Source organism: Mesorhizobium sp. M7A.F.Ca.AU.001.01.1.1 (genome assembly GCF_004022735.1).
Lineage (GTDB): Bacteria > Pseudomonadota > Alphaproteobacteria > Rhizobiales > Rhizobiaceae > Mesorhizobium > Mesorhizobium ciceri.
On record NZ_RZPF01000129.1, the window covers coordinates 1 to 11,281 of the forward strand.

At 60.1% G+C, this 11,281-nt stretch carries 11 protein-coding genes and 1 pseudogene; 4 read left to right on the plus strand and 8 right to left on the minus strand.

Annotation, left to right across the window (positions count from 1 at the left end; all coding sequences use genetic code 11):
* The 4 genes from EN884_RS10680 to EN884_RS10695 all read right to left on the minus strand — a co-directional run.
* On the minus strand, positions 1-332 hold a 332-nt coding region (locus EN884_RS10680; RefSeq protein ID WP_164894970.1), incomplete at its 3' end, for a glycosyltransferase family A protein.
* Positions 333-553: 221 nt separating this feature from the next.
* Positions 554-1,609, minus strand: a complete 1,056-nt coding sequence (locus EN884_RS10685) for an acyltransferase (RefSeq protein ID WP_158515821.1) — start codon at positions 1,607-1,609, stop codon at positions 554-556.
* A gap of 231 nt (positions 1,610-1,840) precedes the next feature.
* Positions 1,841-2,947: a glycosyltransferase family 2 protein gene (locus tag EN884_RS10690; protein WP_206516563.1), complete on the minus strand. Its 1,107-nt coding sequence runs from the start codon at positions 2,945-2,947 to the stop codon at positions 1,841-1,843.
* Positions 2,948-2,986: 39 nt separating this feature from the next.
* Positions 2,987-4,264, minus strand: coding sequence for a glycosyltransferase family 1 protein (locus EN884_RS10695; protein WP_024505414.1), 1,278 nt, complete (start codon positions 4,262-4,264; stop codon positions 2,987-2,989).
* 195 nt (positions 4,265-4,459) lie between these two features.
* Here EN884_RS10695 and EN884_RS10700 point away from each other — a divergent pair, with 195 nt between their 5' ends.
* A complete protein-coding gene (locus EN884_RS10700; RefSeq protein WP_063170901.1) occupies positions 4,460-5,590 on the plus strand; it encodes a glycosyltransferase family 1 protein in 1,131 nt (376 codons plus the stop codon).
* Here EN884_RS10700 and EN884_RS10705 read toward each other — a convergent pair.
* Positions 5,583-6,851 carry a glycosyltransferase gene (locus EN884_RS10705; RefSeq protein WP_245462210.1) on the minus strand — a complete coding sequence of 423 codons (1,269 nt, stop codon included), beginning with the start codon at positions 6,849-6,851 and terminating at the stop codon, positions 5,583-5,585. The genes EN884_RS10700 and EN884_RS10705 overlap by 8 nt on opposite strands.
* A gap of 208 nt (positions 6,852-7,059) precedes the next feature.
* On the opposite strand from EN884_RS10705, the gene EN884_RS10710 reads away from it, so the two are divergent.
* Both EN884_RS10710 and EN884_RS10715 read left to right on the plus strand, forming a co-directional pair.
* Positions 7,060-7,932 (plus strand): glycosyltransferase family A protein, encoded by an 873-nt coding sequence (locus EN884_RS10710; RefSeq protein ID WP_063170851.1) that lies wholly within the window; start codon positions 7,060-7,062, stop codon positions 7,930-7,932.
* Positions 7,933-7,945: 13 nt separating this feature from the next.
* Positions 7,946-9,253, plus strand: a complete 1,308-nt coding sequence (locus EN884_RS10715) for a polysaccharide biosynthesis/export family protein (RefSeq protein WP_024505418.1) — start codon at positions 7,946-7,948, stop codon at positions 9,251-9,253.
* 104 nt (positions 9,254-9,357) lie between these two features.
* On the opposite strand, the gene EN884_RS38610 is transcribed toward EN884_RS10715, so the two are convergent.
* Positions 9,358-9,495 carry a hypothetical protein gene (locus tag EN884_RS38610; protein WP_155924994.1) on the minus strand — a complete coding sequence of 46 codons (138 nt, stop codon included), beginning with the start codon at positions 9,493-9,495 and terminating at the stop codon, positions 9,358-9,360.
* A 127-nt stretch (positions 9,496-9,622) separates the two neighbouring features.
* Here EN884_RS38610 and EN884_RS10720 point away from each other — a divergent pair, with 127 nt between their 5' ends.
* On the plus strand, positions 9,623-9,853 hold the full coding sequence (locus tag EN884_RS10720; protein ID WP_127219079.1) for a hypothetical protein: 231 nt from the start codon (positions 9,623-9,625) through the stop codon (positions 9,851-9,853).
* A 12-nt stretch (positions 9,854-9,865) separates the two neighbouring features.
* Here EN884_RS10720 and EN884_RS10725 read toward each other — a convergent pair whose 3' ends face one another.
* Complete coding sequence (locus EN884_RS10725) at positions 9,866-10,660, minus strand: sugar transferase (RefSeq protein ID WP_244514449.1); 795 nt, start codon at positions 10,658-10,660, stop codon at positions 9,866-9,868.
* Between the two features lie 166 nt (positions 10,661-10,826).
* A pseudogene (locus EN884_RS10730) lies at positions 10,827-11,281 on the minus strand (hypothetical protein); the annotation flags it as partial.

The following is an 11,281-nucleotide window of genomic DNA, read 5'->3' on the forward strand; positions in this document are numbered from 1 at the left end:
GGATTGCTTTCGAGGACATCAACGGCGCGTTGGAGCGAGCCGTCTGTCAGGAGATCGTCGGCGCACAAAAGGATGAAGTAGTCTCCTCGCGCAAGCTCGACGCCTTCGTTGAAGGACGCAATTGGCCCTACATTCCTGGCGTGGCACACGACTTCAACCCGGCTGTCTTGGGCGGCAAGTCGGCGTGCCACTTCCACGCTGTCGTCTGTTGACGCGTTATCGATAACAACAATCCGGAGATCGTCGATGCCTTGCGAAAGCACACTGCGTATACATTGCGCGAGGAACCGATCAGCGTTGTAGCAGGGTATGACTACATTGATGCTGGGCATCAGCACAGGCTCCCCTTACCTGATTGGTCGCCTCGGTTATCGGAGCGACCTGATGTGGGCCAGCACAGGCACCACGCCACGATCGAGGACAAAGACTTGGTTTCCGGGCCCATCCTCCAACAAATCGGCTGGAAGGTCATGCCGTCTAAAAGGCTAGGGGATGACAATCGACCAAAGGCGTAGGGGGAGGTGCAACCTCATCGCCAGCCTCTCCGTCTCATTCAGCTGTCTGTGAAGCGGCCGGAGAGATATCGGGTCAGCGGCACTTCAGCAAAAAGATAAACCAGCACCGAAACGCAGGTGACGGCCATGGGCGTCACGAACAACAGCACCGAGGCGAGCCGCGCCGAATCTCCGCTTTCGGCAACGAGCTTCTCGGATACGATAGCCACGAACCAGTGGGTCAAGTAGATCGCATAAGTGCATTTGGCGAGAAAGTTCAAGAGCTTGGAGTCGCTGAAGACACCGAGCTGCTCCAGAGCGACAACCCCCAGCAACAGGACCGACATCGGCATGCCGAGCGCGAGGAGACGGGGCAGCGCCGGCCAACAGAAAGGACGCAAGACTGCTGCTAAGGCTCCGAAGGCGACTGCCGCCGCCGCGAGGGTAACGGCCCCGCTCCACGGCAGTTTGAAAGGGAACAGCCCGGAGTTGGAAAGCTTGAAGATGACGATGCCGAAAGCGAAATCGATCAGGATCGGATTGGTGTAAAATACGAAAATGGGGTTCTCAATGCTTGATGTCTCGCCCGCGACCGCAAGAAGAACCGCGAAGGCGGCGGAATAGAGGATCCCATATTTCACGCTGACGAGTTGGAAAGCTGCGATGATCAGGCTGAATTCGACGATTACCAGCAAGGTCCACGTCGGATACAAGATGGGGTAGGGTCCGAAGGGGACGAAGGCGAGCGACATGAAAAGCTCGGACAAGGTCCTCTGATGGCTTTTCATCGCGTAGTTCTCGACAAGAAATGCGAGAATCGTGACGCCCCAATACAAGGGCACGATTCGAATGAGCCTCGTTCGCAAATAGGCGCCGGCCGACCTGCCATTGTTCCCAAGCACATGCGCGGTAAGAAAACCGGCCAGAACCATGAACAGATCCGTCCCGAAACGGAAAATGTCCAAGACACCCGGCTCAATATGGGCGGCGCTCACCACTCCGGACATGTGGATGTAGCCGATGGCGTAGGCGGATATGAGCCTCAAAAGCTGAGGATTGTGCCAGAACCTCCTTGCCCCAGCAGTCCGGGCGGCCGGATGGTATTCCGCGTTCACCCGGGTTATCAGTCCGAAGCTGACCGTGCCTATTGTTGAGAAGATCGCCCCACCCCAGGGACCCCAGCATCCCCTTGAGTCATATGGTCCAATGCATCGGCGATCAGCCCTCAACCGTTCTGTTACGAGGTCGGCCTCGCGGTGGCCTGTCCGTTCTTCTGCACGATCTTCATCCTTTGCGCCCATTGACGCGATCCTCAATCTGGTAGCACCCCCCGCTGCCGCTATCTATCAGTTGGACATTTCACGCGCTCGGAACGCGCCCGAGTTGGGCGACAGCCGCTTGTATGCGGACCGTGCGTTCCGCAGGATCCATTGCGGCGCAAGGAGCGTCGGCACTGCGCGGGTCCAATAGTGCGGCATTCCATGGTAACGGCCGTACAGGTACCTGATCGCTGCGCTCACCGCGATGGTCCGTCCCCCCGCAGTTTTAGCGTTGTTCAACCGCGCCATCACGTGCGTATCAAATATCCGGCGGCGAAACGCTTCGCACACAGCGGGTGTGTCCGCGAACAACGCGAAAGCAATCTGATCATAGGCGGCAACGTCGATCTTCAGGCGATCCAGCCACCCGAACTTGATATTGAACTGGTCGTTGCCCGACCGATAGCCGACACAAGGTTCTTGGACCACGCCCCATTTTCCAAACCGTTCGACAACACGGCCGATGATATAAACTTGGACGTAGTAATTCTTGAATTCCGAGACATTAGGCTCGGATGCGATCTCATTCCATTTGGCACGGTCTATCACCAGGGCGGACATGAAGCCCAGCAGATCACCCATCGTCGCGAACAGCGTACCGGCATCGGCGATCAGTTGTGTAGGCGGGATCCGACGGATGCCGGTCCGGCGCGTCATCGTCACGTCATAGTCGATCACGCCTAGCGTTAGACCGGTTACGCCGGGCCAACGCCGGATCGCTTCCAGCACCCGTGCTAGCCCGCCCGGTTCCAGATGGTCGTCGTCGCCCATCAGCCAGATGTAATCGCCCTTCGCCGCCTCCACGACCGCCAGGAAATTGCCGTCCACTCCCAAGTTCTTCGGCTGGGAAAGCAAGGTGTAGTGCTTGATGCGACCCTTATAGCCTTCGGCCACGGCGACCGTATTGTCCGGTGAAGCATCATCGCTGACCACGACCTCGATCTCGTCCTCCAAAGCTTGGGCGATGATGCTGTCTAACAATTCCGCCAGCATGGACGAGCGGTTGTAAGTCGGGATGCAGATCGAAATGGTCGGCATGGGTTTCGGTCTGCGGCCAGGATCGGTGGTTACACGGCGAGGCCGGCGCGCGCGATGAGCGGCTGCCACCAATGCTCGCAAGTCGTTCTCGTCCATCGTGCTCTCCTGGAGGTCAATCCGAAGACTGGCCGCCGGTCAATCGCCGAACTCCCCGAAATCGGCGTCGACCTGAATCATGAGTTCGAGGTATTTCCACGCTATCCACCGCCAGGAATAACTGCTCGCCCTGGCGTTCCCCTTGGTAACCAAACGCTGCCGCAAGTCTGGGGCTAGCATCAACAGGCGGATGGCTTCGGCCCATGACTGGACGTCGTCGGGATCGGCATAAAGGGCCGAATCCCCGCAGATTTCGGGAAGACATGGCGAGGTCGAGGCCACGACCGGGCAGCCCGAAGCCATCGCCTCGACCGCCGGCAGCCCGAAGCCCTCGATCCGTGACGGGAACAGGAAGCACAGGGCGCCTTCGAGCGCCTTCTTGAAGTCGTCGTCCCCTATGCGGCCAGGAAGGACGATGTTTCCGGGCATTTGCGGGATGTACCTCAGGAGCGTGGCCTCGTCGACATCGCCTGGCATCCACAGGTCAAGACCCATCGCGTCGAGGTGTGGGGCCAGCCTGGCGAGAAGCCCCATGTTCTTATATTCCTGGTCCCGCCTCCCCAAGCAGAGGACATACGGCCTGCTCCGGTCGACGGCCAGAGTTGATCTCGCCGCATCCCACCGGTTCGCATGGTCGCTGCCGTTGTAGGTGACGACGATGTTTTCTTCTGGCGCGATTCCGAACTTGATCAGATGGCTGCGTGAGAGTTGCGAGACGGTCGTGATGCGGGCGGCCTGCCTGCCAAGTGCCGGCAGGATCAAGCGGTGCGCCCAGCGGAATCCTCGCGCGTAGCTCGACGGCATGAGCCTTGTGTGCATGTCATGGATACACGCGATCTGGCGCCTCAGCGCGACGGGAGCGAGATTGCAGAAGCTCAGCAATCCTCCAGGCACATGCCAGGGCAGCTGCGCCTGCACCCAAAATTGCGGCAGTCGCGGCCTGCTGAATTCAGGAACGACCCGGACGGGGATGGCATCGAGGCGCAAAGGTTCCGAAAGCGGACGCGGCACCACGAGATCAATCTCCAGGTCGCGACCGAGCGGATGCCCTTCTGAAATGAGGGCGTCGAGAGCCAAGGTGACCTCGCGGGCGTAACGGGCCACACCGGTTGGCCGAAGCGTCGTGAAGTCTCCATTTATCGTCCAGCGCCGTCTCGGCGCTTCCCGGTCCGCGCACACCGCAGCGGGATGGCCGATCAGGAAGTCGGCGCCGGCGACAGCGGATCTGGCCAGGGGCGTGTCGGCACGGTGTCTGTTCGCCGGCCAGGCCGATCTTGGTTGCGGCGACTCCCTCGTATCGAACCCGAGCTTGGCCATGTCCAGCTTCCCCGACCTTCCGGCACCCTAGGCAGACTAGCATTCCCAGGAACACCAAGGCCCTTAAACGTTCGAGGTAGGTACGCTGTCCGACGTCGCCAATCCGGATGATTGCCACTTAGCCGAATGACCCGATGGCCATGGTGACCTGGCGTCTTGACGGTTCCACACTGAAAGTTCCAAGGGGTGGACGACATGGCGCGACGTTGGACGATCAATGGGCGGTTTCTTTCGCAGCCGACAACAGGCGTTCAGCGTTACGCGCGCGAGGTCGTGCGCGCTCTCGACACCTTGTTGGCCGAGCAGAACCCGCTGACCCGCGGCCTCGAGCTTGCACTGCTCCACCCTCCAGGGTCCGGAGACTTCCCCCTGGCTTGCATCGAGCGTCGAGAGATCGGCGGCATGAACGGGCATGCCTGGGAACAGGTGCAGCTCCCCTCATCCCTGGATGGCAGCGGACTGCTCAGCCTCTGCAACACAGGGCCGCTGCTTTCCCGCAAGCATATCGTCTGCGTCCATGATGCAAACGTCTGGAATGCCCCGCAGAGCTATTCATTTGCCTTTAGACTTCTTTACAGGAATCTGTTGCCCGCCCTCGGCAAGACGGCGTGCGGTATTTCGACCGTTTCCAACTACTCCTTGGATGAACTGGTTCGCCGCGACGTCATCCCGGCAGAGCGGGCTTTCGTGGCGCCGAACGGCCATGAGCATGCCTTGCGGTGGGAGCCTGAACACTCAGCACAGACGCGGCTGGCGGCCTCGCGGGAAACCGTTGTCCTGATCGGCAGTACCGCACCTCACAAGAATCTGGATCTCCTCCTGAACATGGCTGATCGTCTTGGCGAAGCCGGACTCAGAATCGCGATTGTCGGCATGTCGGATTCGCGCGTCTTTAGGTCAGGATCCGCCAGGACCGAAGCGCGAAACATCCACTGGCTCGGCCGCATTTCGGATGGCGAGTTGGCGGCCCTCCTCGGGGACTCGCTATGCCTGGCTTTCCCCTCGCTCACGGAGGGCTTCGGTCTCCCAGCCCTCGAGGCGATGGCCGTCGGCTGTCCTGTCGTGGTTTCAGACCGCGCCAGCCTGCCTGAAGTCTGCGGCAATGCAGCGCTGTTTGCATCCCCAGACGACCAGGACGCATGGTTCGACAGTTTCGTGCAGCTTCGCACTTCTCAGGCCCTGCGCGCTCAGATGATGGGCAAGGGAAAGGCGAGAGCCGCGGAATACAGCTGGAGGGCGACGGGCCTGCGTTATCTCCAGGCGATGGCGGCCGCAGACGGCGTCGATACGGAAACGAAGATCGTCAGGGCTCCCGAATTCACATGATCTCGTGAAGTGCCTGGACGGCGTCTAGCGATTCCAGGATCGCGCGGTCGAAGTTCTCTTCTGAAAAACGTCCTGCATTTCTGGCGCAAGCGCGCGGCGCAATGGCATGGCTATTCTCTTCGAACCGTTCCACTGCCTGCTTGAGGTGATCGACCGTTTGAGCCTTGAACAGCACTCCTGTCGGCTCGGAGGATGATCCTAGCCGCTGTACGATGTCGACGGCGCCGCCGCGACCGAACGCGACCAGCGGCGTCCCGCAGGCCTGTGCCTCGGCCAGCGCTATGCCGAAATCCTCGCAGCCCGCAAACACCATCGCCTTCGCCCGCGCCAGCGTGTCCACATAGTCTTTCCGGGGCAGGTAGCCCGAGAAGGTGACGTTGGGACCGGCAAGCGCCCGCAAGCAGGCTGATTGCTGCCCTTCGCCAACGATGACCAGTCGCCGCGACGGCATTTCGTTGAAGGCCCGGATGACAAGGTCGGTGCGCTTGTAGGGGGCGAGGAAGGACGCTGAAACGTAGTAATCGTCCTTATCCTCCACACAAGGCAATTCGCCCAGTGTGACCGGGGGGAAAACGACGCGCGCCTGGCGCCCGTAAATGTGCTGGATACGGGAGCGGACATAATTCGAGTTCGCCAGCATCAGGTCCGGACCGTGCGCGGTTCTCGTATCCCATGTCCTCAGGCGATGGAGCATGTAGCGATAGAGCATTCCCTTGGGGCCGAAACCAAGCCGTCCCTGCTGAAGATAGGAAAATTGTTCATCCCAGGCGTAGCGGACGGGACTGTGCACATAACACAGATGCGGCTGGTCCGGCCTGGTGATGACGCCGCGCGAGAAGGCGGCCGACGACGAGATCACCGCGTCGTAGCCCGTCACGTCGAATTGCTCGATCAGAAAGGGACAGAAAAAGAAGAGGGATCGATAGAATTTATGGACCATCGGTATCCGGTTGGCCGCAGACGTATGGAATTCCACGTCGTGGAAATATTGCTCCTTCACCTCTTGTGGCAGGAAATCGAAAAGCGTGAAGACCTCGGCGTTGGGGAACTGCTTGCAGATTTGCGCAAGAACCCTTTCCCCTCCCCGGAAATTCGGGCACCAGTCATGAACGATCGCTATCCTGGCATTGCTGTCGAAGCCGGGCCCCGGCGCGGCCGGCAATTCTTCGATGGATACATCGATCTTGGCAGCGACGGCCAAATCGGAAGAGCGTTCGTGGAGCATGGTTCCCCCTAGCCTCATAAGGCTGGCAGTCTCCATTCCATGTCGTTGCTCCGGCAAGCTGTCCGATCGGCTACACACCGCTACGGGCGCATGGCCATCTAATACTTGCGGATGTGGTCCGTCACCGGGATACTCCGAAAGCCTGTGTCCGGCGGTAGGCCAGGCTCCTCCCGTCTCCTTTTATGCAGGCTGTGTCGGTCCACTCGTCGGTCTAGGTTTCGGCGGAACCGAAGCTGGATCGAGCATGAGACTCATAGTGATCATCCCGACGCTTGGCCGCAGCGGACAGGTCGGGCGTTTGCTTGGATATTTGGGCGGCCAGACGAGGCTTCCTGATGAGGTCATAGTGTCGGCGCCCGACGCCTCGCATGTCGACCTGCCGGAAAGCTGTCCTTTCCAGGTGTCACTCGTTTTCGGACCGAAAGGACTGGCTGCCCAGCGGAACAGGGCTCTCGTACCTTCCCTGGGGCGCTTCGACATCATCACATTCTTCGACGATGATTTCGTTCCGTCCGCCGAATATCTGCAGCAGGTCGAGAAAGCTTTCGTGGAAAATGACGGATGGGCGGTGGTGATGGGCACGGTCGTCAGGGACGGTGCCACGAATGCTGGCCTCACCTGGGAAAATGCCGAAGCCGCCTTGCGGGAAAACGAGGGCAAAAAACATGATGGACCGCCGGTGGTCGACCATGTCGGAGCATACGGATGCAACATGTCCTTGCGTTCCTCGCTTGTGGGCGACTTGCGCTTCGACGAGCGCCTCGTCTTGTACGGCTGGCAGGAAGACATCGACTTCACCAGCCAAATGAGATCCAAAGGCCGCGTGGTCTGCGTGACCGCGATCACGGGCGTCCATCTCGGTATCAAGACAGGGCGGGTCAGCGGCGAGCGGTTCGGCTACTCCCAGGTTGCGAATGCGATCTATCTGATCAGGAAGGGCTCCGTTCCGGCCTCTTTCGCTCTTCCGCTGATGTTCAGGAATATCGCCGCGAATCTCGCAAAGAGCCTGCGGCCTGAGCCGTATATCGATCGCAGGGGCAGGCTCAGGGGTAACATGCTGGCGATCCGGCACATCGCCATGGGACGAATCGAACCCGAATACATCCTGAAAATCTGAAGGTGGGAAGACAATGCGGAAATGGCTTGTGACAGTGGCGGCGGCTTCATTGGCGGCGGCTGCCTGCCCCTTGCCGACGGTGGCTGCCGAGTACCTCCTCGGACCTCAGGACAAGGTCAGGCTCAAGGTCTACGAATGGCGCGCATCACGCGACGTGATCTTCGAATGGACGGCTCTCAACGACAGTTTCGTCGTCGGTGCCGACGGCACGCTCTTCCTTCCATTTGTCGGCCAGATACGCGCGCAGGGCACCGCCCCCGGCGACCTCGCCCGCGCGATCGGCGACCGCCTGATGCAGCACATGGGCCTCGGCCGCCAGCCGGATGTCGCTGTCGAGATTGTCCAGTACAGGCCGTTCTACATTGTCGGCTACGTCACGCAGCCAGGCGAGTTCCCCTACAGGCCCGGGCTGACGGTGCTGCAGGCGCTGGGAATCGCCGGCGGCCTGCGAACACGCGAGGAAGACATGTCGAGGCTCGAGCGTGAAGTCATCGTGGGTCAGGGCGATGTGGGTTTGTTGGCGCTGAGCAACGTCAGTCTGCTCGCTCGCAAAGCACGGCTGGAATCAGAACTAGCTGGCAGCGACGACATCGCCTTCCCTGCGCAACTGAAGGACAGAGCTTCGAACGAGACGGTCGCGGTGGCGATGGAGCAGGAGCGCAAGATCTTCGCCGTCCGCAAGGACGCCATGGCGACGCAACTCCGTGCCCTGCGCGAACTCAAGGATTTCCTCGAAAAGGAACTGACCTCGCTCGGCCAGCAGATGGCCTTCCACGACCAACAGATCGAACTTATCCAGAAGGAACTCGCGGGTGTTTCGGCCCTTGTCCAGAAGGGGCTGGCGGTTGCACCGCGGGAACTCTCTCTACAGGGAACGGTCGCACAGATGCAGAGCGACAGGTTGGTTGCCGAGACCTCGCTCTTGCGAGTCAGGCAGGAGATAAGCAAGACCGACATCGAGATCCTCAACCTCGGCAATAGCCAAGCCAGCGAAGTCGCTGCTGCCTTGCGCGAGACGCAACTGCAGCTCAATGAAGTGACCAGCAAGGCCAACACCGCGGTGCAGTTGTTGCACGATACCGAGGTCACGGCCCCTGCTCTGCTCGCCCTTAGAGAGCGCGCCGAAAGGGCCAAGCCGATCTTCAAGATCGTGAGGACGACGGACAGCGGCTCGCAAGAACTCACGGCTGAGGAAACGACGCCGATCGAGCCAGGCGATACCGTGAAGATCGATATCCCCGCCCCGCCGTCCGGCTTGGCTGCTCTACCTGTAGAGGACGACGTCCAGGCAGGGACGGTTTCTGTTCAAGGTACCAATTGACAGGCTTCATGATTGGCGCGGGTGCCGGCTCGCAACGCCTTCGACATGACCCCCGAACCCGAGACCGTTGGTGGCCGCCTGGACGGGTAAAGAACGCGCCGGCGTCATGGCCAGAGCGGTTCAGAGTGGGCGGAGCTGCCAGCTCGCTGCAGGTGCTTGTTTTTCTGCTGTTCCACACGGAAAACCGCCGCGCACCTTTCTTTGAACTGGTTCGCTTCAAGTTCAATGATCTGGCCGACCATGCTAGCAATTTCCGGCGGCACTTGCCTTGCACTTTGAGGCCGCATATCAGTGGGCACGCTGACGATGCCTTCCCTGCCGCAGTGAGGCGATCAGTTCCTGCGGGTATCACTGGAGATGTCGGTGCTCATGAGTGTAATCGCTATATCGGCGGCAGGCGTTCTGATGGGACTGCGCTTCAAGGCTCCTGCGCTGATCGCGGCGACTGCGCTGCTTGTGGTCGGAAGCTTTGCCTGGAATGGGCTCGGGTTGCCGGGCTACGTGACCGTCACTAAGTTCCTGATACTGTCATTCGTCTTGGCTGGCGCCTATATCATCGGTCTGTCCCTGTCCGTCCACCGGAAGCGCAAGGAAAGGTGACACGGCGGGACTTCAGGAAGCCCGGTCGAAACGTATGACTGCGAAAACCGTCCTGAACAGGATCACGATATCGAGCCAAACCGACCAGTTCCGCACATACTGGCAGTCCAGCTTCACGCGGTTGGCGTAGTCCATGCTGCTTCTTCCGTTCACCTGCCACAGACCGGTGAGCCCGGGCTTTGCCCGAAGGTATTCCCCTAAGTGGTCGCCGTAGCATTTTAGTTCGTCCTTGACGATGGGCCTTGGACCCACACAACTCATGTCGCCGCGGATGATGTTGAACAATTGCGGGAGTTCGTCGAGGCTCGACTTACGCAGCATCCACCCAAGCACCGTGACGCGGGGGTCGTTCCTGATCTTGCGGGTCTCCTCCCATTCCAACCTGACTTGAGGGTTGCTGTCGAGAAATGACTTCAGAACTTCGTCCGAATTGGTGACCATCGAGCGGAACTTGTAGCAATCGAATGGCTTTCCGCCAAAGCCGATGCGGCTATGCGAGAACACTGCCGGGCCTCCTGCCGTCATCCTGATCAGCAGAGCAACGACAATCATTACCGGCGCGGCAACCATAAGCGCCGTGAATGCTACTACCAGATCCATGATGCGCTTCAGGAGACCGCCCACAGGAGGGTTCGTCGTTCCCAAGCTGAGCGCGGGCGAAAGGTCCGTCAACACTGCCCCGGCACCGTTGTTGTCGGATGCGGGAAGGACGTGCAGGACTGCCGTTCGGCTGTCGGACGGGATAGGCAGAGATGGCTGAACCCAGATCGGGGCTGCCTGATGTGACTCGAAGGCGTTCGTTGTCATGGAACAATCGCTGTTTCGACTTGTTGTTGCACTCTTCCAAGGTCGGAGGTTGTCGACAAGAAGGGCAAAGGAGGTAGCGTGACGCTCAGGGGCTATCCCCCTAATCCCAAGGAATGATCCTCCTAGACTTTTTGCAACTTCCGAAGGAGAATGTCTCGCTACGGTTTCATGCTTTGCGGCGCTTGGGCGCGCGGACCCTGGCCAAGAGTACGCCTAGTATCGGGGTCCTGCAGGCCTGCAACGTCTTGACAAGTTCCTGCAGCGTCTGGACCTGTGTCTTGCCCCACTCGGCAACGATCACCACGCCGTCCAGGACAGATCCGACAATCAGTTCGTCGGCACCCGAGGCAAGCGTCGGCAGGTCGAGTATGACAATGTCGTAGGCAGGAAGTCCGTTGGCGGCAAGGTCACTAGCGGCTAGCTCCGAGAGGAACGCCTCCATCTTGCTAGGCGCCAGGAGGTGTCTGGCGTCCACGGTCGAACTGGAAAGGATGTCGAACGGCCGCCCCGCAGCACGAACGATGTTGAGACGGACAGGGTCCTGGCACGGTAGGTCGAGGGCTCCCGACTGGCTCAGAAGCCGCGAGGGGGTCATGGTCGGGCGCCGGATGTCGGCGTCAA

Coding starts and splice junctions, on each gene's coding strand:
- EN884_RS10715 (WP_024505418.1), top strand. CDS start 7,946: ATGCGGAAATGGCTTGTGACAGTGGCGGCGGCTTCATTGGCGGCGGCT.
- EN884_RS10695 (WP_024505414.1), bottom strand. CDS start 4,264: ATGGCCAAGCTCGGGTTCGATACGAGGGAGTCGCCGCAACCAAGATCG.
- EN884_RS10700 (WP_063170901.1), top strand. CDS start 4,460: ATGGCGCGACGTTGGACGATCAATGGGCGGTTTCTTTCGCAGCCGACA.
- EN884_RS10705 (WP_245462210.1), bottom strand. CDS start 6,851: ATGGAGACTGCCAGCCTTATGAGGCTAGGGGGAACCATGCTCCACGAA.
- EN884_RS38610 (WP_155924994.1), bottom strand. CDS start 9,495: ATGGTCGGCCAGATCATTGAACTTGAAGCGAACCAGTTCAAAGAAAGG.
- EN884_RS10690 (WP_206516563.1), bottom strand. CDS start 2,947: ATGGACGAGAACGACTTGCGAGCATTGGTGGCAGCCGCTCATCGCGCG.
- EN884_RS10720 (WP_127219079.1), top strand. CDS start 9,623: ATGAGTGTAATCGCTATATCGGCGGCAGGCGTTCTGATGGGACTGCGC.
- EN884_RS10710 (WP_063170851.1), top strand. CDS start 7,060: ATGAGACTCATAGTGATCATCCCGACGCTTGGCCGCAGCGGACAGGTC.
- EN884_RS10725 (WP_244514449.1), bottom strand. CDS start 10,660: ATGACAACGAACGCCTTCGAGTCACATCAGGCAGCCCCGATCTGGGTT.